At 62.8% G+C, this 20,575-nt stretch carries 15 protein-coding genes; 9 read left to right on the top strand and 6 right to left on the bottom strand.

Going from position 1 to position 20,575, the window contains the following annotated elements; all coding sequences use genetic code 11:
* Positions 1-15 precede the first annotated feature (15 nt).
* The gene (gene gudD, locus AC57B6_RS32275) at positions 16-1,365 is read right to left on the bottom strand and encodes a glucarate dehydratase (protein ID WP_496422847.1); all 1,350 of its coding nucleotides are present in this window, start codon (positions 1,363-1,365) and stop codon (positions 16-18) included.
* 125 nt (positions 1,366-1,490) lie between these two features.
* Entirely contained in the window at positions 1,491-2,819 is a 1,329-nt protein-coding gene (locus tag AC57B6_RS32270) for an MFS transporter (RefSeq protein ID WP_046572546.1), read from the bottom strand.
* Between the two features lie 399 nt (positions 2,820-3,218).
* Here AC57B6_RS32270 and AC57B6_RS32265 point away from each other — a divergent pair, with 399 nt between their 5' ends.
* Complete coding sequence (locus tag AC57B6_RS32265; RefSeq protein WP_028195000.1) at positions 3,219-3,929, top strand: FadR/GntR family transcriptional regulator; 711 nt, start codon at positions 3,219-3,221, stop codon at positions 3,927-3,929.
* Between the two features lie 87 nt (positions 3,930-4,016).
* Here the strand turns inward: AC57B6_RS32265 and AC57B6_RS32260 are convergent, their stop codons facing one another.
* The 3 genes from AC57B6_RS32260 to AC57B6_RS32250 are packed head-to-tail and all read right to left on the bottom strand — an operon-like array spanning position 4,017 to position 7,050.
* The gene (locus tag AC57B6_RS32260; protein WP_030099844.1) at positions 4,017-4,352 is read right to left on the bottom strand and encodes an AtuA-related protein; all 336 of its coding nucleotides are present in this window, start codon (positions 4,350-4,352) and stop codon (positions 4,017-4,019) included.
* A gap of 1 nt (position 4,353) precedes the next feature.
* Positions 4,354-5,712 carry an acyclic terpene utilization AtuA family protein gene (locus AC57B6_RS32255; protein ID WP_496422846.1) on the bottom strand — a complete coding sequence of 453 codons (1,359 nt, stop codon included), beginning with the start codon at positions 5,710-5,712 and terminating at the stop codon, positions 4,354-4,356.
* Positions 5,713-5,745: 33 nt separating this feature from the next.
* The gene (locus AC57B6_RS32250; protein WP_178370879.1) at positions 5,746-7,050 is read right to left on the bottom strand and encodes a CitMHS family transporter; all 1,305 of its coding nucleotides are present in this window, start codon (positions 7,048-7,050) and stop codon (positions 5,746-5,748) included.
* Positions 7,051-7,149: 99 nt separating this feature from the next.
* Here AC57B6_RS32250 and AC57B6_RS32245 point away from each other — a divergent pair, with 99 nt between their 5' ends.
* The 8 genes from AC57B6_RS32245 to AC57B6_RS32210 all read left to right on the top strand — a co-directional run bounded on the left by AC57B6_RS32245 (position 7,150) and on the right by AC57B6_RS32210 (position 17,968).
* Entirely contained in the window at positions 7,150-8,037 is an 888-nt protein-coding gene (locus AC57B6_RS32245) for a LysR family transcriptional regulator (RefSeq protein ID WP_496422845.1), read from the top strand.
* Positions 8,038-8,240: 203 nt separating this feature from the next.
* Positions 8,241-9,692, top strand: a complete 1,452-nt coding sequence (locus tag AC57B6_RS32240) for a sensor domain-containing diguanylate cyclase (protein ID WP_496422844.1) — start codon at positions 8,241-8,243, stop codon at positions 9,690-9,692.
* A 175-nt stretch (positions 9,693-9,867) separates the two neighbouring features.
* A complete protein-coding gene (locus tag AC57B6_RS32235; RefSeq protein ID WP_244207574.1) occupies positions 9,868-10,374 on the top strand; it encodes a DUF2844 domain-containing protein in 507 nt (168 codons plus the stop codon).
* A 30-nt stretch (positions 10,375-10,404) separates the two neighbouring features.
* Positions 10,405-11,700, top strand: a complete 1,296-nt coding sequence (locus tag AC57B6_RS32230) for a DUF3443 family protein (RefSeq protein ID WP_496422843.1) — start codon at positions 10,405-10,407, stop codon at positions 11,698-11,700.
* Positions 11,701-11,865: 165 nt separating this feature from the next.
* Complete coding sequence (locus tag AC57B6_RS32225; RefSeq protein ID WP_496422842.1) at positions 11,866-13,458, top strand: tetratricopeptide repeat protein; 1,593 nt, start codon at positions 11,866-11,868, stop codon at positions 13,456-13,458.
* Positions 13,455-16,379 (top strand): SEL1-like repeat protein, encoded by a 2,925-nt coding sequence (locus AC57B6_RS32220; RefSeq protein ID WP_496422841.1) that lies wholly within the window; start codon positions 13,455-13,457, stop codon positions 16,377-16,379. The genes AC57B6_RS32225 and AC57B6_RS32220 overlap by 4 nt, the downstream gene beginning before the upstream one ends.
* Positions 16,380-16,525: 146 nt before the next feature.
* Positions 16,526-17,332: an alpha/beta fold hydrolase gene (locus AC57B6_RS32215; RefSeq protein ID WP_046572538.1), complete on the top strand. Its 807-nt coding sequence runs from the start codon at positions 16,526-16,528 to the stop codon at positions 17,330-17,332.
* Positions 17,333-17,740: 408 nt separating this feature from the next.
* Positions 17,741-17,968: a hypothetical protein gene (locus tag AC57B6_RS32210; protein ID WP_025496652.1), complete on the top strand. Its 228-nt coding sequence runs from the start codon at positions 17,741-17,743 to the stop codon at positions 17,966-17,968.
* A gap of 146 nt (positions 17,969-18,114) precedes the next feature.
* On the opposite strand, the gene AC57B6_RS32205 is transcribed toward AC57B6_RS32210, so the two are convergent.
* A complete protein-coding gene (locus tag AC57B6_RS32205) occupies positions 18,115-20,343 on the bottom strand; it encodes an NADP-dependent isocitrate dehydrogenase (RefSeq protein WP_474631437.1) in 2,229 nt (742 codons plus the stop codon).
* Between the last annotated feature and the right edge of the window lie 232 nt (positions 20,344-20,575).

Genomic DNA, 20,575 nt, shown 5'->3' with positions numbered 1-20,575 from the left:
CAAATCATAAAAGACTCAGCGCACCAGACACGGGCGCTTGTTGTCGAACTTCCAGTTCGGAATCAGGTATTGCATGGCCACGCCATCGTCGCGTGCGCCGAGGCCGTGCTGCTGATACAGCGCGTGCGCCTTCTCGATCTCGTCCATATCCAGTTCGACACCGAGGCCGGCGGCCTGAGGCACCTTGACCTTGCCGCCGACGATCTGCAACGGCTCACGCGTCAGGCGCTGACCGTCCTGCCAGATCCAGTGCGTGTCGATCGCCGTAATCTTGCCGGGCGCCGCCGCCGCGACATGCGTGAACATCGCGAGCGAAATGTCGAAGTGGTTGTTCGAGTGCGAGCCCCAGGTGAGCCCCCATTCATTGCACATCTGCGCCACCCGCACCGAACCCTGCATGGTCCAGAAATGCGGATCGGCAAGCGGAATATCCACCGACTGCAACTGGATCGCGTGACCCATCTGACGCCAGTCGGTCGCGATCATGTTGGTCGCCGTCGGCAAACCGGTCGCGCGGCGGAACTCGGCCATCACCTCGCGGCCCGAATAGCCGTTCTCCGCGCCGCACGGATCTTCCGCGTAAGCCAGCACGTCGTGCTTGTCGCGGCACAGGCGCACCGCTTCCGCGAGCGACCATGCGCCGTTCGGGTCGAGCGTGACGCGCGCGTTGGGGAAACGCTCGGCGAGCGCCGTGACCGCTTCGATTTCGGCGTCGCCCGGCAACACGCCGCCTTTGAGCTTGAAATCGTTGAAGCCATAGCGCGCCTGCGCCGCCTCGGCGAGCCGCACGACGGCCTCGGGCGTCATCGCTTCTTCGGTACGCACGCGCTCCCAGTCGTCGCGCCCCTCCGCGCCGCTCGCATAGGGCAGATCGGTTTTCTTGCGGTCGCCGATATAGAACAGATAGCCGAGCATTTCCACTTCGTCGCGTTGCTGGCCTTCACCGAGCAGCGCCGCGACGGGGACGCCAAGATGCTGACCGAGCAGATCGAGCAACGCGGCTTCGAGCGCCGTCACCGCGTGAATAGTGGTGCGCAGATCGAAGGTCTGCAGACCGCGGCCACCGGCATCGCGGTCGGCGAACTGGGTACGCGCTTTGTTCAGGATAGCTTGAAGATTGCCGATCGACTGACCGACGACCAGCGGACGCGCATCGTCGATGGTCTGGCGGATGCTCTCGCCGCCCGGCACTTCGCCGACGCCCATATGTCCGGCGCTGTCGCGCAGAATGACGATATTGCGTGTGAAGAACGGGCCATGCGCGCCGCTCAGATTCATCAGCATGCTGTCACGGCCGGCGACGGGCACGACGCGCAGCTCGGTCACGATCGGCGTAGCGTTCGATTGGGATGAGTTCGTGGACATGAGAATGGGCCCGGTTGAGTTAGCGAGCCGGCAGGCGGGCGTCCGCGCGCCGGATTAGCGCGCTCGGGACCCGTGCCGGGCAGAAAGTGGGAAATGCGTGATTCATGATCGGCGATTTTCGCTGGTCAGTGGGCTTTGCTATGCAAAGGCTCCGGCAACGCGTCACGATTCACACGGCGATTGCGGGTCAGGAAACCGGCCGCCGCCGCGATCAGCGAAGCCACGCCCAGCGCGTACAAACCGCCAGTAATCGAGCCGGTGTGCTGCTGCAAATAACCGAACGCGGCCGGTGCGAAAAAACCGCCGAGGTTGCCGACCGAGTTAATCAGCGCAATCACGGCTGCGGCAACGCGTGCGTCGAGATAACCCTGCGGAATCGGCCAGAAGAGCGACGATGCAGCCTTGAACCCGATCGCCGAAAAACAGATTGCCACGAAAGACAGCACCGGATTACCCGAAGTCGAAGCGAATAACCCGCACGCCGCGATCACGAGCGCCACCGCCAGCCACGCCTGCTGAAAACGCCATTTCGCCGACAACACCGCGAAGCAGTACATCGCGACCATGGCGATGAGCCACGGGATGGTATTGAACATGCCGACTTCAAAGTCCGAGAGTCCACCCATCTTGCGGATGATCGTCGGCAGCCAGAACGTCGCCGCGTAGATGGTCAGTTGAATCGCGAAGTACAGAAAGCAGAACAGGAGAATCTGCGGGTCTTTCAGCAGCTTCATCGGCGGCAGATGCGCGCCGCCGTGCGCCTCACGCTCGGCCTGCTCCGCGGCGATCGAGCTTTCGAGCACGGCCTGCTCCTCAGCCGTCAGCCACGCGGCATCGCGAATACGCGATTTCAGCAGCACCCAGCTCACACCGCACAGCACGATTGAAAAGCCGCCTTCAATCAGAAACATCCATTGCCAGCCCTGCAAGCCGAGGCCGCGAATCGACAGCAGACTGCCGGTGATCGGCCCGGACAGCACCGACGCCAGCGCGGAGCCCGAGAGAAAAACCGCCACGGCCTTGCCGCGTTCTTTCTGCGGCAGCCATTGAGTGAAGTAAAACACCACGCCCGGAAAGAAGCCGGCTTCAGCGATGCCGAGCAGAAAGCGCAGCACGTAGAAGGACGTATCGTTCCAGACGAACGCCATGGCCGCCGCGACCAGCCCCCAGGTGCCCATGATGCGGGTCAGCCACGCGCGCGCGCCGTACTTCTGCATCAATACGTTCGACGGCACTTCGAACAGCGCGTAGCCGACAAAGAACAAGCCGCTCCCCAGACCGTACGCGGCGGCGCCGATACCGAGGTCCGCCTGCATGTGGGAATTGACGAAGCCGATGTTCACGCGATCAATGTAGTTCGCGATGAACATGATCAGAAACAGCGGCAAGATGTGCCGCTTGACCTTCGAGACCGCGGATTCGAGCGCGTCGGCGGCGGTAAGAGCAGATGTCAAGGTTGTCTCCAGTTCCGGCCACTCCGGCGGCCTGCTCCGTAACACGTGATACGTTGTCTGACGACAGTCTACCCGCTTCTTTCCATCGATTCCAATAAGGTGTTTACCCTGCCACTTGCCTCGCACTCTGGCCGGGTATAGTGAAAAAAGCAGCGGGCACGGCATTCCCACCTTGGAAAAGGTCAATCAAAATAAGACGTCCGACAACAAAACATAAACCGCTTGCAGTAGAGACCGGAAAGGGTCGATCCGTCGCCGCGCGCATCCCCCGGGAGCGAGTGTTTCGAGTCGCGATCAATCGGACTGACGCTATGATGGCTATGTCGAAGCGCCCTATGACTTCACTCGCACCCGCGACGGGTGTATTTCCAGCCGATCAGATTAATCAACAAACCGTAAATGAGCAGCCTGACTGAGAAGGTGGTGGCCAGCCTTTCCGACGAAATCCGCCGCGGCGCCCTGAGGCCGGGAGACCGCATCCCGACGGAAGTCGCCATGATGAAGCAGCTCTCGGTGAGCCGCTCCGTGGTTCGCGAGGCAATCTCGCGCCTGCAGGCGGCTAAAGTGGTCGAGACGCGTCACGGTATCGGCACGTTCGTGCTGGAGCCGGCCACGGAACAGTCGATGCAGTTGCCCGCCGCCGACCTCTCCAGCATGCTCGACGTGATGGCGATCATCGAGTTTCGCATCGATGTGGAGGCTGCTTCCGCTGCGCTCGCCGCGGCACGGCGTACCGAGCAGAATCTCAAGCAGATTCGTGCGGCACTGGAACGCTTCGAGTCGGAACTCGAACGTGGGAGTACGGACACGCTCGCGCATGACATCGAGTTTCATTTGCAGATCGCCCGGGCAAGCGGCAACCGCTATTTCTTCGATGTGCTCAGTCAACTCGGCCGCTCGGTGAGCCCGCGCACGCGGCTCGGATCAGCCGAGATCGCGGAGCTCGATCATATTGAAACCTTGCGCAATGTGCTGGGCGAGCACCAGATGATTTACCGGGCCATTGAACGTCAGGACGCCGACGACGCACGCGCCGCGATGCGCATGCATCTGAGCAATAGCCGCGAGCGGCTTCGGCGCGCGCATGAGTCGAGCAAGGCGGCCGGCTAAGCCCAGCAGCGGGGCTTATCAGGCTCACCCGCGGTAGCGTGAAACGGCTCAGCGTTTCACGCTGCGTGGCCGCGCCATGCAAGCGATCTATGCTGCCGGCGCATAGCCGTCCTCAGCCGGCCCCTCCACCTCCAGCCCCATCAAGGCCGAACTCAACGATTTGCCATGCGCGTCCAGCGCCAGCGAGCGCGTCACGCCCCCGCCGAGCGCCTCGCCGAGTACGAAGTTGAATGCGGCAATGGCAGGCAATTCGTAACGCACGACATTGCCGCGCACCACCTCGCCGAGATACGCCTTGACCCGCTCGGCACTCAACACCGCTCGCAGATGCTCATAGTGTCTGGCGTCGTAACAGATGACGGAGATATTCAGCGTATTGCCCTTATCGCCGGTCCGCGAATGCGCAAGTTCACGTAATTTCATGTCACGCCTCCACCAGCGAGAAAGTAGGCTTGGCGTGCTCACGCGGCAGCAACACCGATTGCACCGCGACGACTTCGCGTGCCGACTTCGTCACGCCGCCACCGCCCGCCGGCCCGTTCGTATAAAGCGTCTCCACCTCGTTGCCGATCCGTACCGCTTGCGCCAGCGAGTCGGCGCGCCCCGCGACCCGTGCCCTGACCTCATAGGGCTCGGGTTGGTCGGCCGCCAGCGCTTCGCCATGCAATGCATTCACACCGATCAGATCGAATCGCAATTCACGCGTATCCACACCGGTCAAGGCGAGCCTTTCCCGCACGATATCGAGCGCGAGCCGGGCACGTGCCAGCGCGCCGGGACCGCCGTACGAGATCTGCCCCTCGCCGATATAGCCGTCGAAATACGCGACCGAGACCTTCAACGTATCCGTACGCGGCGCGCCACGTCCACCGCTCACGCGAATGCGATCCGGCGCGTCCTGCGCGACACGCACCTGCGTGAAGTCGGCGACCACGTCCGGTTGCAGATAGCGCTGCGGATCGTGAATCTCGTACAGCAGTTGCTCCTTGCAGCTTGCTTCGGTCACCCGTCCGCCGGCCTGCGCGAGCTTGGTAATGATCACCGAACCGTCCTGCCCGACTTCGGCGATGGGAAAGCCGAGCCGCGCGAGATTCGGGACGTCCTTGAAACCCGGGTCCGCAAAATAGCCTCCGGTGATTTGTCCCGCGCATTCGAGCAGATGGCCGATCACGGTTGCCTGCCCGAGCGTTTGCCAGTCGTCCATCCGCCACCCGAATTCATGGATCAACGGCGCGACGAACAAGGATGGATCGGCAACACGTCCGGTCAGCACGATTTGCGCGCCGGCCGCCAGCGCCTCGACAATCGCCGCCGCGCCAAGGTACGCATTCGCGGAGACGAGGCGATCCTTATACGACGCGACGCTTTCCCCCGACTCCTCGAAGCGGAAATTGCCCTGCCGTACGACGTCGAGCACATCGTCGCCGGTGACGGCGGCAATCTTCACCGGACCGAGTCCGAGCGAGTGCGCGATCTCGGCAGTCTTCTTCGCCGCCGCGAGTGGATTGGCCGCACCCATGTTCGACACGATCCGCACGCCGTTGCGAATCGCAGCGGGCAGCACGGCCGCCATGCGGGTTTCGAGCAACGGGTCGTAACCCTGTTCGGGATCTTTGCTGCGCGCCTGCTGCGCAATCGCGATGGTGCGCTCGGCGAGGCATTCGAACACCAGGTAATCGAGCGCGCCATGTTCCGCCAGCTCGACCGCCGGCTCGATACGGTCGCCGGAATATCCCGCGCCCGCACCGATTCGCACCGGCCGTCTATGTGGAGTCGTTGTCATGATGATGGCGTCCGTTCAGTAAAGCCGTGCGGCTCACAATGAGAATATCCCCAGCACGACGCAGGCAATCGTCATCACGATCGACGCGCCGAACAGCAAGGGAAACGTAAATTTCTGGTGATCGGCAAGATCGATGCCGCACAAGCCGACTACGAGAAACGTCGCCGGCGTAAGGGGGCTGACCGGGAAGCCGGTCGTCATCTGCCCGAGCAGCGCGGCCTGGCCGACGTGCACGGCGGGCACGCCGAGTTGGCCGGCCACTTCGGCAATCACCGGCAACACGCCGAAGTAAAACGAGTCCGGGTCGAACAGCATGCTGAGCGGCATCGACAGCACGCCGAGCACGACGGGAATGTGCCCCGCCATTGCGGGCGGCACGAAACCGACGGCTGCCTGTGCCATCGCTTTCAGCATGCCGCTGCCCTGCATCACGCCGGTGAACACGCCGGCCGCGAGCAGAATGCCGGCCATCATCAGCGCGGCGCGCGCGTGAGCGTCGATCCGCTTGCGCTGCATGTCGACGTTCGGATAGTTCACCATCAACGCGACGCAAAGCCCGACCATGAACATGATCGCGGGCGGAATCTTCTCGCCCATCACGACCATCGTGCCGAGTACGACCAGCGTCAGGACGATGTTGAACCAGAAGTTTTTCGGCCGGCGCAAGGCTTGCTCCTCCGGCGTCAGCTTGCGCTCCGGCATCGGTATCGAAGCGCTCGCGGCGCTAAGACCCAGGCGCTTTTCCTCGCGCCGCCCGAGCCAGAATGCCACGCCGAAAACGAACACCAGCCCGATCAACTGCACGGGAATCAGCGGATTGAACAGCGCCGAAATCGGCAGATGCAGCGACGCCGACGCGCGGATCATCGGCCCGGTCCACGGCAGAAAGTTGATACCGGCAGCCATCGAAACGGCCGCGGCCAGCACGCGCCGGTCCATTTTCAGACGATCGTAGAGCGGCAGCATCGCGGGAATCGTGACGAGAAAGCACACTGCGCCGGAGCCGTCCAGGTGAATCAGCAGCGCGAGCAAGGTGGTGCCCATCACGATTCGCGTGGGCCGCGTACCGACCGCGCGCAGGATGCGGTCGATGATCGGATCGAGCGTGCCGGCGTCGGTGATGGTGCCGAAGTAGAGAATCGCGAAGACGAACATGCCGACCACGGGCGCGAGGCTCTTGAGCCCGTCGATCACGAACTTGCTGGTCTGAAAGCCGAAGCCGCCGATGAGCGACGCCGCAATCGGCACGATGATGAGCGCCACCAGCGGCGACATCCGTTTCGACAGAATCGCGCCGAGCAGCACGACGATGGTAGCCAGCCCCAGTAGTGGCAGCATGTGCTTGTCTCCTATGTTGTTTTTTACTGCGATCGAGCGTAAGTTCGGGGCAACAATAAATCAATTGAAATGAATTGATCGCAGCAATCACAAACCATTATGGATCTGAATCTTCGGGACATCCGCGCGTTCATCGCCGTCGCGCAAACGGGCAGCTTCACGCGTGCGGCGGCACGCTTGCACCTGTCACAGCCGGCCTTGACGGTGCAGATCCGCCGGCTCGAGGAAACCGTCGGCATGCGCCTGTTCGACCGCAACAGCCGCAATGTCGCGCTGACGCCGACCGGCCGCGAACTGCTGCCGCTGCTGCAAAAGTCACTGCACGATATGGAACATGTGCTGATCGACGCACGTGCGCTCGGCGAGGGAACCAGCGGTACGGTGCGCATTGCGTGCCTGCCGACTTTCGCGGCCAGCGTCCTGCCCGAATTCGTACAGGACATGAAGAAAGCCGTGCCGCGCGTGAGCTTCCATGTGCGCGACGTGGTGGCCAGCGTGGTCAATACGCTGGTGCGCAACGAGGAGGTCGATATCGGCCTGACTGGCGGCGCGCTGGACGATAGCGCCTTCGAGGTACTGCATGCGGGTATCGATCGTCTGGTGGCGGTTTTTCCGAAGCGCCATGCGCTGGCGCGGCGTCGGCGCATCACGCTGGCCGACCTCGCCGCGGTGCCGCTCGTGCTGACGGCCGCAGGCACGAGCGTGCGGGCCGTGGTCGACAGCGCCTTTGCCAACGCCCGCTGCGCGCCGGAGATCGCCTGTGAGCCGACCTACATGATGAGCGCCGTCGCGATGGTGCGCGCCGGGCTCGGTGTGACCATCCTGCCGGCTTCGGCTCGCGAGGTCAGAGCGGAGCCCGAGTTGGTGGTTCGTCCGGTTGACGATCCCGCCTTCACCCGTCCGATCGCCCTCATCAAGAAACGCGGCCGAACCCTGCCGCCCGTCACGGAAACCTTCGTCAGCATCTTGCTCGACAGGCTCGATTGACCCCCATGCGTATTCAATGATTCAATCGACCATGCAACCGGACTGAGACAAAGTCCTATGCCGCACGCCGGCTCTGAACCGGCCATCCAGGGGGAGTCAGGCACGTGTCGAATGGACAGGTTCTTAGCTTGCGGTACCGCTCGGCCAGATGGTTTGGGGGGACCCGCAAATGGATCGCCTGGACGATCGGCCGGCATCCCCTGTTGGCTGGCCTGTCCGGCATGCTTGCCGCCACCGTCATGGCCGCTCTGACTTTCGTCGCGCTCTATAACAGCCGCGAAGACGAATTCCGCCACGCCATGGACAATTCGCGCAACCTCGTCGCGATTATCAGCCGCGACCTTGCGCGCAATGTCGCGCTGTACGACATGTCGTTGCGCGGCGTGGCGTCGGACGCCGAGCGCCCGGAAACGTGGACCCTATCGCCCTACCTGCGCCAGCGCGTACTGTTCGATCGTGGACTGGGTTCGCCGATCTCCGGCGACGCTTATGTTCTCGATGCGCAAGGCCGTGTCAAAGCGTCGAAAAGCGGCAACACCTACCCCGGGCTGTCGTTCGCCGACCGCGACTACTTCACCGTGCAGCGGAACAACCCCTCCGTGGGCCTCTACATTTCGCATCCCTATCCGTCGCAGGTCCGCGGCGGCGCGCTGGCGGTTGGACTGTCAAGGCGTATCGACACGGCCCAGGGCGCATTCGACGGCATTGCTCTCGTCAGCATCCGGATCGAGTACTTCGAACATCTGCTCGACAATATCGATCTCGGCCCCAACGGCGGCGGCTTTATCGTGCTCGACAACGGTACGCTCCTCGCGAGCCAGCCGCCGGCGCGCCGCGGCATCGGCTCGAACTATGCGGGTACGGCAAATTTCGCCGGCATCGCGAACCACCCGTCCGGCAGCTTCGTCTCGGACGGTTCGCTGGATGGCGTCTCGCGCCTGTACACCTATGCCCACGTGCCGGGCACACCCCTGATCGTCGGCATCGCGCCCGCCGTGGAAGATGTGCTGACCGACTGGCGCAAACGCAACATGCTGGCCGGCGCGATGACGGTTCTGTTCGGCGGCGCTTACGTGATCGTGGCGTGGCTGTTTGCCTTCGCGCTGCGCGACAAGGTGCGCGCCGAGGCCGAATTGCAGCGTATCGCCGAAACCGATGCGTTGACCGGCTTGAGCAATCGCCGCGCTTTCGACCAGCGGCTCGCGCAGGAATGGCTGCGTGCGCAGCGCGAGCAAACGCCGCTCTCGCTGCTGTTCATCGACATCGATCACTTCAAACGCCTGAACGATACCTACGGCCACGCGACGGGCGACGAGGTGTTGGCCGAGGTAGCCGCGCGCATCATGTCGGGCACCCGGCGCGCAGTGGATGTTGCCGCACGCTATGGCGGCGAGGAGTTCGCGGTGGTGTTGCCGAATACATCGCTCGACGGCGCGGTCAAGGTCGCGGAAACGATCCGTGAGCGCATCGAGGCGGCAGGGCTTGCGAACAAGGACACTGAACGCGGCCACGTGACGATCAGCGTGGGCTGCGCATCATGCATGCCGCCCGGGGGCGGCAGCGCGGCCGCTCTGCTTGCCGCGGCCGATACCCAGTTGTACGCCGCAAAGGCCGCTGGACGCAACCGCGTGGCATGGCAGCCAGGTGCTGAATAATATCCGGCTTGAATATCGCTGATTTTCCGGCAGGCGATCTTTCATTTTCAAATAGAACCCGAATCGCCTCGCTATTCGTTTGTTTTAATCGAACAGACTCAAGCTAGTATTAACATCGCGTGGACGCGAGGATAACGTTCGCGCGCATTTTCCAAAAATCGCCGAAGACCAAAAAATGATAATCAGTCAATTTCGAATGCTCGTGGTGGCCACTGCCTCATTCGCCGCGGTCGTTCCAGCATACGCAGGGTTGGGCGGCGCGCCGACCTACCCCGTCACCGCCAGCAGTACCAGTGCAGGGGCACTGAGCCTGGGCGACGCCGCCGTGGCGCGCTACGCGGCAAGCGGCAATACGGCCGCGCCGGCTTACACCGTGAGTCAGACCACGCTGCCGTCGGGCACGGTGGTGAACGAGTACATCACGGCGGCCAATACCGTATTCGCGTTGAGCTGGGAAGGCCCGACCATGCCGCCGCTCAAGACGCTGCTCGCCACTTACTTCCCGTCTTACGTGCAGGGCCTCACCGACGCACATGCCGTGCAAGGCGGCGGCTACGGAGCAGCCGTCGTGCATCAGTCGGCGCTGGTCGTGGAGACCGGCGGCCATATGGGCTCCTTCGTTGGGCGAGCCTATCTCCCGCAAGCGTTGCCGCAAGGCGTGAGCGCTGACGACATCAAGTAAGTCTATTAAAAATCAATCGAGAGAATAAAAGTGCGCAAAATCGCATGGATCATTGCCGCGGCGCTCGGGCTCAGTCTGGCTGCCTGCGGTGGCGGCGGGGGCGGCAGCAGCGGTAACAGCAACACGGCGGCAAACGCACCGGCCGCCGCCAGTTCGCCCGCCCCGACGAACACCGTCAATTCGACACCCAACGTCCTCGCGGCGGACGCTTCGGCGGTGCCTACCCTCGTCGGCCCCGGCAATACGATCGGGGTGACCGTCAGCAAAACGGGCATCCACAATCAGCCCATGGTCACCGTCACGCTCTGCACCCCAGGAACCAACGCCAGCGGAAACTGCGTGAGGATTCCGAATGTGATCGTCGATACCGCGTCGTTCGGGCTGCGTCTGGTCAGCTCCGCGATTCAGTCATCCACCTTCAGCACGTTGACGCCTGAAGTCGTGGGTGGCCAACCGCTCGCCGAATGCGCGCTGTTCGGCAGCGGCTACGCGTGGGGGACGGTCCATTACGCGGACGTGTCGCTTTCGGGTGAAACCGCCCAGAACGTGCCGATCCAGGTGATCGGCGACAGCACACTGACGACCGCCGCCCCGTCCGAGTGTCAGGTTGGCCGTCCGCTGGTCACCACGGCCGATCTCGGCGCGAACGGCATTCTCGGCATTGGCGTGAGCCCGAACGACTGTGGCCTCGCGTGCCAGCAAGGACCGGTGTCGACGTTCTATTACACCAACGCCGGCGTCGGCACTGCGGTGCCCATCAACGGACAGGTCACCAATCCGGTCTCGATGTTCGCGCAGGACAACAACGGCGTGATTCTCGAGATGGCGCAGGTGTCCGACACCGGCAGCCCGAACGCTCAGGGTACGCTGGTGTTCGGCATCGACACCCAGGCCAACAACGCGTTGGCCGGCACGAGCGCCACATTGATGCGGACGAATGGAAACGGCGACTTCACGTCGATGTACAACGGAACCGCGCAAACCAAGACGTTCTTCGATTCCGGCTCGACGGTCATGTTCTTCCCGGACCTGAGCATCCCGATCGACAGCGCGAGCGGCTATTACGCCCCCACGACGACGGTGGGCCGAACCTCGATACTGGTGGGAGCCAGCCCGGCGAGCACGGTGCTCGGTTTCAATATTGCAAACGGCGTGACGCTGAATGCGTCGGGAAATAACGCGTTCAACAATCTCGGCATCTATATGACGCGGCAGTTCGACTTCGGCATGCCGTTTTTCTATGGCCGGCACGTGTACTACGGGATTTCGGGCAAGGGATCCACGGGTGGCGGCACGGGGCCGTATGTCGCGTACGTTTCGAGCTGAGGAGTAGTGCTTCTGCGCGATGGATATCGGTGCTGATTCTGACATCCATCGCGCGAATCCGCAGTTGACCCGGCGTTCTCAAGTTCTTCATTTTCCTGCCGATATGAATGCCGGGGCGCAGAATCATTTACGCAGCGCCGGCCTCTTCACCACTCGAATATGAAAATGAAGAACACCGCAAGCCGACGCGCAGCAGCCGTCGTTGCCGCATTGTGCATGAGCGCGTGCGCGCATAATCCGACGCCGGTCTCCACGGCGGCAAAAAATACAACAACCGCTCCGCAGTCCGGGCCGTCCGCGAACATCACCGCGAATGTGCCGCCGGACGTGCTCGCCACCTGCCAACACAGTGCGGGTGAAATGGCTGCAGGTCATCTGGCGGAGGCCGCACGTCTCGCGAACGAATGCCTTGCTTCGCACAGCCTGCCGGTCGCGATGCGGACGCAAATGCTGCAAGCGCTAACGTTCATCAATATCGGGCTTCGGGACAACCAGGCCGCGCTCGATTCGCAGCTTGCCGCGATCGAACTGACACCGGTCCCGAGCGATCAGCAACTCGTGCTGCTCGCGCATCTATATGGAATCAATCAGCGCAACGACGAGAGCCGCGCAACGCTTGAGCGGGTCCGGATAGCACACGAGGCCAAGCACGACCTCGATCAGACGGTTGGCGCGCCCTACTATCAGGAACTCGGCTCCGCGTTGGCCGCGGAGAAACGTTTTCAGGAATCCATCGACGCGTTCTCCAAGGCCGTCTCACTTGAACCCGCTCTCGCAGAGATATATCGCAGACGCGCCGCCGTTCGCGAGGCATCGGGCGACGCCGTTGGAGCGCGGACGGACTACGTGCAGTTCGCGCGTTGGGCACTCGACCAGGAAATCGATTCACCAATGCGCGCCAAACTGACTTCACTCGGCATCAACCCCGCTAGCGAGCGACACCATCCGTTCGGCGACGCCAATCCGCTGCGCGAGATGAACGCTGAACTGCTCGAGCAGGGTCGGCAGTCGTTGAAAGCCGCTACCACGCCCCAGTCGAAGGCCGAGGCATACGGCGACATTTCCGCGTTCCTGGACGACACCGGCCAGCATGCCGAGGCACTGACGGCGATCGACAAAGCGATCGCATTCGCACCGGACAATACAAGCTATAAGCAATCGAAAGTCACGACCCTCGTTTCGCTGAATCGCATCGACGACGCGCTGAGATTGGCCGCACCGATTCGCAAGCAGGCGCATGAAGAAGCCGCAACGGCGACCACCCCGTTCGCGGTCTACAAAAAATACGGCGAGGTCTCGGGCTCGGCCGCAGTGGCCTATATCCAGCAGGGAAAATGGTCCGATGCGATCGACGCGCTGGTCGATCGCGCCAAGGGTGCGGAGGTCTACGATCAGGACTACATGGCGACGATGTACCTTTACGTACGAGCAAAAAGCGCAGGGGTAGCGCCCGCTAGTCCCTACTTCGATGACTACATTCGGCGCGCCGCGCAACCGGTAATCGGAAATTATCGCCGCGAGCTACTGCTGTACATGCAGGGCAGGCTCACGATCGACCAGGTATATATCCAGGTCGTCTCGCTCGGCAATCAGGCCACTATCCAGAATGCGCTTGCCGAAATCTGGTTCATGGCCGCCGGCTATGCGCGGTACGTGAAACACGACGACGACGCAGCGCGCGCTTTTGTCGGCCGCCTGAACGACCTGCAACCCTATGGCACCAACGAGTGGATGCTGGCCCGGCGAGGCGGTGCGTGAGATTCGCGTTCGTCAGCCGGTTTCATCGCGCGCCGCCACCCCTTCCGGGCATGTTTTCGGTGCTTTTGTCGCTCGCGCTAACCGCGGCCGTGACGCCGATAGTCGCAAGCGCCATGCCGCTGATTGTTCAGGACGCCGGCCGGCCGACGTTTTCGTTCGCGAGCACACCGTCCACCTCGTTCAGCGATCCAACGACGCCTTGCGTACTGCGCTTCGGCGCGGGCCAGGAGTGGGCCGCCTCACCGCTCGCGAAGCCCGAGCAACTACTCGCAATGTGTCGTGCAGATGCCGCCGCCGGTAATCCGGATGCGCGCATTGTCTACGGACAGATGGTGCTGTTCGGCTTCGCGATGCGGCCCAACGACGTCGGTCTGGCCATTTTGAAGCAGACCGCGGTGGACGGCTCCGCAGCCGCGCAACGCGTCGTCGGCTCGCTTTACCGCGACGGCTTGCGCGTGCCGAAGGACTATGCCGCAGCCCGGCACTGGCTCGCGCTCGCCGCGGACAACGGCGACGGCGCCGCAGCCGATACGCTCGGTCTGATGGACTACAACGGTGAAGGCCGTGCGGTCGATCCGGCCTCCGCGTACGCGGAGTTTGTGCGTGCCGCTGGACACGGCGACCCGCATGGCGCAACCAATGCCGGCCGACTGCTGATTAGCGGCCGGCCAGGCGTGTCGCGCGACGTCCAGGGCGGCGTTACGTGGTTCATGCAAGGCGCGGCGCACGGCGACCCCGACGGAGAATTTCTGCTCGGCACCTCGCTATTGCGCGGCTGGGGTGTTGCGCAGGATACGCACAACGCAGCCGGTTGGCTCAACGCGGCAGTCGCGCAGGACCATATCGAAGCGCGTGCCGCACTCGCCGATCTGTATCTGACCGGCACGGGCGTCCCACGTGATCCCCAACGCGGCTTTGCCTTGATGTCGACTGCGGCTCGCCGCGGGTCGATCTACGCACAACGCCGGCTTGGAGAGCTGTACGCGAGCGGCGCCGGTATCACGCGCAGTGCAGCGTTGGCACGCGCATGGCATCGAAAGGCCGCGCTCGAGGGCGATGCCATGGCGCAATTCGAACTGGCGGTCGAGTATCGCTTCGGGCTTGGCGGCCCCATCGACCTGGATGCTGCAATCGGCTGGATGCGGGGCGCCGCGCGGGCAGGCGTTGCCCCGGCGCAAAACGATCTCGGCGTCATGCTGCAGCATGGCGAGGGCGAAACGCGCAATCTCGTTGAAGCAAAACAGTGGTACGAACGCGCGTCCGCGCAGGGACTCGGGGTCGCGTCGTTCAATCTCGCGTCGCTCGCCGACGCTGGGCTCGGCATGCCGAGAGACCCGGCGCTCGCCTTCCAGCTCGCGCGTACGGGCGCGGACCGCGGCTATGCGCCGGCCGCAGTGATGGTGGGCAGAATGCTGTTCTCCGGCGACGGCGTGCCCGCCGACAAAGCGCAAGCGTTGATTTGGTATCGCAAGGCGGCCGATCTCGGCAACATCGAGGGCGAACGCGTAACGGGATGGCAGTACCTGTACGCTATCGGCACACCGCGCGACGATGCACTTGCCGAGCATTATCTGGAACTCGCCGCGCAAGCCGGCGACCCACAGGCACAGACGATGCTCGGCGTGGCTCTCCTCAATCGTCCGTCGCCGGTCAGCAAGGGCTCCGGCAAGGCATGGCTGGTCAAGGCGGTCGCGCAAAAATTCGGCCCGGCTTACGCCGCAATGGGAAGTCTCTACGCCAGGGGCGAAGGCATGACGCCCGATCAGGCGAGCGCGGTCAAATGGTTCACACGTGGCGCGGAGTCAAACGATCTCGTATCGCAGCGTGTGTTGTGTCTCACCTACGCGAACGGCGCGGGTGTCGCGCGCGATGCGCCGATGGCGCAGCGCTGGTGCCGCGCTGCCGCGCAGGCGGGCGATGCAATCGCGATGCGTCAGTTGGCTGCAGGCATCACACCCGACCGCGACACAGCAGCCCGCGAGCGGGTCTACTGGCAATGGCGCCTCGCCAGTACCGGTGACGCCGTCTATGAATCGATCCTCGGCGACTCGTACGACCGGGGCTACGGCGTCACGGCTGACTTCGGTGCGGCGATGTACTGGCTGCGCCGCTCGGCAGCGCAGGGCAACGCCGCGGCGCAGGCCTCGCTCGCGTGGCACCTCTTCACCGGACTCGGCGGTGAACGGGACGAGCAAGAGGCCTTTGCGTCAGCGAGCCGTGCAACGGCCGGCAGTTCGGCTGCGATGGAAATGGTGGGAAAGGCGTATCTCACCGGACACGGCGTTGCGCGAGATGCGACCCTTGCACGCGCATGGCTCGAGAAGGCTGCGGCCGCCGGCTCGTGTGAAGCGGCGAGCGACCTCGCGAATCTGCACGAGACCGGCACCGGTGTGCCGCTTGACGACACGCTGGCGCTAAGCTGGCATCGCAAAGCCGCTGCATTGGGATGCGATGAGGCGACGATCGCGCTCGCCCTGCGTGCTCAGGCGGCAGGAGAGACACGTTCGCTCAATCAACGATCGACGTACTGGCTCGCGCTAACCACCGACGAGACACGGTGGAGTGCGGGCAGCGGCTTGCAGACATCTGCTGCAGACAATAGCGAAGCCACCTGGAACGCACTCTCGACCCTCACCGAAGCGTTGGAGGGCGAGCCATTGCGGCAATACGAAACTGGTATCCGCTACCTTTCGGGCGACGGTGTGACGCGCGACAAAGCACTCGGCGACGCGTGGCTTCAGCGCGCGCAGGCGAGCTTTGCTGCCAAACCTGGCTTGCGTGCCTATGCTGACGCCACTCGCGTTGTCGAGCAGCGCGTCGGCGCGAGTCTCACTGCGGCAGAGAAGGAGCGAGCTCAACAGTTGGCGTGCCATCTGATCGCGACGGTTCCTGCTAGTCTGACCGGGTTGGAGACTCACTGAAATCGAAATCGCAGTCGGCCGGTCACGTTGACACCGCCCGAGCGCCGTCCAGGCGCGAAAATTCGTAGCTTTGTTGATTTTCTGATGGCGTCACAGGCAACGTGACCGAACTTTCAGTTACCGAACTCACCGGGAAGGCACCCTTCATGGAATTCCACGACGACGACCTCGCCCATTTCGAAGCCCATGGCGCTGCCCCGCTGCCGGTTTCGAACAGCCAAGGCCACATCGAGCACGAAGGCGCGCGAATCTGGTACGCGTCATATGGGACCGGCAAACCGGTGATCCTGCTGCACGGCGGTCTGGGGCACAGCGGCAACTGGGGCTACCAGGTCCCGGCGCTGGTTGGCGCGGGGCATCGCGTGGTGGTGATCGACAGCCGCGGCCATGGCCGTAGCACCCGCGACGCACGCCCCTATAAATACGAGCTGATGGCCACCGACGTTCTGGCCGTGATGGACGCGCTGCAACTCGAGCGCGCCGCGATGGTCGGCTGGAGTGACGGCGCCTGCGTCGCGATGGTGCTGGGCAGCCGGGCTTCCGAGCGGGTTGCGGGGGTATTCTTCTTCGGCTGCAACATGGATCCGAGCGGGACCAAAGAATTCGTGCCGACGCCGATCATCGACCGGTGTTTCGCGAGGCATGCCAAGGACTACGCGCAGCTCTCGGCCACGCCCGACGACTTCGATGCCTTCGTTGGCGCGGTCAGCGAAATGATGCGAACCGAGCCCAACTATTCCGCGCGCGATCTGGCCGCGATTCGCGTGCCGGTTGCCATCGTGCAAAGCGAGCACGACGAATTCATCAAACCGGACCACGCCGACTATCTCGCCCGCAGCATTCCCGGCGCGGCGCTGATTCTCCTGCCCGGCGTGAGCCATTTCGCCCCGCTGCAACGGCCGGCGCAATTCAATCACGTAATGCTCGCTTTTCTGAAGCGCGTGCTTCCCTGAACCGGGCGATCAGGCGCGACGTTTGGCTGTGCGGCGAATGCATGGCGCCCCACTATGTGGCCAACACGCAAAAATTTCACGATGTGGCATGAGCCCTTGCTTCGTAAAAAATCGTGGTGCGTGGCACAAATTTGCCATTTCGCAATGTCGCCTCACGTTGCACATCGCGAAATGTAGAACCTAACCATATATTTTTAAACGATATTCTTTTATCGAGAGAACCGTCTAACACACTCTTGCGCCACGACCTGCTGACGTAGACTCTTTTACAAGAGCCGACGCTTCAAAGGACGCAGCGAAAAGGGTGCAGCGAAAGACGGGACGAAAGCGCAGTCGCAGCGAGTCCCCTGCCCCTACCTGAAGCCGCCACGGCATCGCGGTTTTTAATTGGCAATTGGGAGACTAAAAATGAAAGGCTTTCGCTTTGGATCGACCCAGGGAGCGTTCTACATTTTGCCGGGCCAAGGTGGCTGGGAGGCCATTTACGGCAACGAGACGCTTGGTGAGTTTTCCTGCCCGGAAAAGGCCGCCGACGAAGTCGCACGCGGCCTCACCTGCCCGCAACTGACCGAAGTCGACACGTCGACACTCGAAATTCCTGAGAAGCTCAGCGATTGGGAAATCGTTCACGTGTGAAGGCAGGCATGACCGATTCGGCACGCGTAGAAACGACGATGGCGCTCCTGAAGAGCGCCATCGTCTTGCTTACGGCTTATTTCCGTACTCGTCTCGCCACCGTGAGCGGCGGTTTCAGTACCGCATTCAGCACGTCATTCAATATCTTAAGCAATCGCGTCCACGATCTTGTTCAGCGTCGCGCTCGGGCGCATGGCCTTGCTCGTCAGTTCGACATTCGGACGGTAGTAACCGCCGATATCCACCGGCTTGCCTTGCGCCGCACCCAGCTCTTCGATGATCTTCGCTTCGTTGTCGGCCATCGCCTTGGCCACGCCGGCGAACTGCGCCTGCAAGGCTGCGTCTTCGGTTTGCGCAGCGAGCGCCTCAGCCCAGTACATGGCCAGGTAGAAGTGGCTGCCGCGGTTGTCGATACCGCCAACCTTGCGCGCCGGCGACTTGTCGTTGTCGAGGAACTTGCCCGTTGCCTGATCCAGCGTCTTGGCCAGCACCTGCGCCTTCGGGTTGTGATACGCACCGCTCAGGTGTTCGAGCGAAGCCGCCAGTGCCAAGAATTCGCCGAGCGAATCCCAACGCAGGAAGCCCTCTTCAACCAGTTGCTGAACGTGCTTCGGCGCCGAACCGCCCGCGCCGGTTTCGAACATGCCGCCACCTGCCATCAGCGGAACGATCGACAGCATCTTCGCGCTGGTGCCCAGTTCCATGATCGGGAACAGGTCGGTGAGGTAGTCGCGCAGCACGTTGCCGGTGACCGAGATCGTGTCCTTGCCCGCGCGGATGCGCTCGAGCGAGAACTTCGTGGCTTCGACCGGCGTCATGACGCGAATGTCCAGACCGCTGGTGTCGTGGTCCTTCAGGTATTGCTCGACCTTCTTGATGATCTGCGCGTCGTGCGCACGTGCCGCGTCGAGCCAGAAAATAGCCGGCGCGCCGGTGGCGCGAGCGCGGTTGACCGCGAGCTTGACCCAGTCCTGGACCGGTGCGTCTTTGGTCTGGCACATGCGCCAGATGTCGCCGGCTTCAACCGCCTGCTCGATCAGCACCTTGCCGGCTGCATCGGTTACGCGAACCACGCCGCTCGCCGGGATCTGGAACGTCTTGTCGTGTGAACCGTATTCTTCAGCGGCTTGCGCCATCAGGCCGACGTTCGGCACCGTGCCCATCGTGACCGGGTCGAATGCGCCATTCTTTTTGCAATCTTCGATCACCGCCTGGTAGACGCCGGCATAGCAACGATCCGGAATCACCGCCTTGGCGTCGTGCAGCGCGCCGTCCGCGCCCCACATCTTGCCCGACTCGCGAATCATGGCCGGCATGGAGGCGTCGACGATGACGTCGCTCGGCACGTGCAGGCTGGTGATGCCCTTGTCCGAGTTGACCATGGCCAGTTGCGGACGTTGCGCGTACTGCGCCTTGATGTCGGCTTCGATCGCTTCACGCGTTTCGGCCGGCAGATCCTTCAAGCGCGCGTACAGATCGCCGATCCCGTTGTTCGGATTGAAACCGGCTTGCGCCAGCGCATCGGCGTGCTTGGTCAGCACGTCTTTGTAGAACACCGAGACGACGTGACCGAAGATGATCGGATCCGACACCTTCATCATGGTCGCTTTCAGGTGCACCGAGAACAGCACGCCCTTGGCCTTCGCGTCGGCGATTTCCGCTTCAATGAAGTTGCGCAGCGCGTTCTTGCTCAGCACCGATGCGTCGATGATCTCGCCCGCTTGCACGGCCGTCTTTTCTTTCAGGACCCTGGTCGCGCCGTCGGCGGTGGTCAGTTCGATCTTCACGGTGCCGGCTGCTGCGATCAGCGCCGATTTTTCGCTGCCGTAGAAATCGCCGCCGCTCATGTGAGCCACGTGCGACTTCGAGTCCGCGCTCCACTTGCCCATCTTGTGCGGATGCTTGCGCGCGTAGTTCTTCACCGACAGCGGCGCGCGGCGATCCGAATTGCCTTCACGCAGCACCGGGTTCACCGCGCTGCCCTTGATCTTGTCGTAGCGCGCCTTGACGTCTTTCTCTTCGTCGGTCTTCGCTTCGTCCGGATAGGACGGCAGCTTGAAGCCCTGATCGCGCAGTTCGGCAATCGCCGCCTTCAGTTGCGGCACCGAAGCGCTGATGTTCGGCAGCTTGATGATGTTCGCTTCCGGACGCGTGGTGAGTCCACCCAGTTCCGCCAGATCGTCGGAACCCTTCTGTTCCGCGCTCAGGTAGTCCGGGAATGCAGCAATGATCCGGCCGGCGAGCGAGATATCGCGCGTTTCAACGATCACGTCGGACGAGCGCGTGAACGCCTTGACGATCGGCAACAGCGAATAAGTCGCCAGAGCAGGCGCTTCGTCGGTCAGGGTGTAGATGATCTTCGGCGATGTGGACATGTTTGATGCTTTGCTTGGTGAAGTGTTAGACAGAGCGTTGGTGGCGCTGAGCCGCGAGATGGCGGCAAAGCAGCAGGAACGCAGCGCGACCCACGGCACTACTTTTTACGGCCCGACCGTGAGTATATGCGTGTTTTCCAGTACTCGCTGCTAAACAAACATATCGCCGAACCGGTGCGGACAGGGTCGAGCCCCACCAGACAAGGCTTACAACCAATTCGCCTATGTCTTA

Source organism: Paraburkholderia sp. BGA-UO-ETr-F12, assembly GCF_059567945.1.
Note: the sequence above shows the minus strand (reverse complement) of the source record. Positions and strands in the feature narration are given on the sequence as shown.

What these genes read in the sequence shown, in the direction of transcription:
- AC57B6_RS32215 (WP_046572538.1), top strand. Translation starts at nt 16,526, where the DNA reads ATGGAATTCCACGACGACGACCTCGCCCATTTCGAAGCCCATGGCGCT.
- AC57B6_RS32260 (WP_030099844.1), bottom strand. Translation starts at nt 4,352, where the DNA reads ATGAAATTACGTGAACTTGCGCATTCGCGGACCGGCGATAAGGGCAAT.
- AC57B6_RS32265 (WP_028195000.1), top strand. Translation starts at nt 3,219, where the DNA reads ATGAGCAGCCTGACTGAGAAGGTGGTGGCCAGCCTTTCCGACGAAATC.
- AC57B6_RS32255 (WP_496422846.1), bottom strand. Translation starts at nt 5,712, where the DNA reads ATGACAACGACTCCACATAGACGGCCGGTGCGAATCGGTGCGGGCGCG.
- AC57B6_RS32210 (WP_025496652.1), top strand. Translation starts at nt 17,741, where the DNA reads ATGAAAGGCTTTCGCTTTGGATCGACCCAGGGAGCGTTCTACATTTTG.
- AC57B6_RS32205 (WP_474631437.1), bottom strand. Translation starts at nt 20,343, where the DNA reads ATGTCCACATCGCCGAAGATCATCTACACCCTGACCGACGAAGCGCCT.
- gudD (WP_496422847.1), bottom strand. Translation starts at nt 1,365, where the DNA reads ATGTCCACGAACTCATCCCAATCGAACGCTACGCCGATCGTGACCGAG.
- AC57B6_RS32250 (WP_178370879.1), bottom strand. Translation starts at nt 7,050, where the DNA reads ATGCTGCCACTACTGGGGCTGGCTACCATCGTCGTGCTGCTCGGCGCG.
- AC57B6_RS32225 (WP_496422842.1), top strand. Translation starts at nt 11,866, where the DNA reads ATGAAGAACACCGCAAGCCGACGCGCAGCAGCCGTCGTTGCCGCATTG.
- AC57B6_RS32245 (WP_496422845.1), top strand. Translation starts at nt 7,150, where the DNA reads ATGGATCTGAATCTTCGGGACATCCGCGCGTTCATCGCCGTCGCGCAA.
- AC57B6_RS32235 (WP_244207574.1), top strand. Translation starts at nt 9,868, where the DNA reads ATGATAATCAGTCAATTTCGAATGCTCGTGGTGGCCACTGCCTCATTC.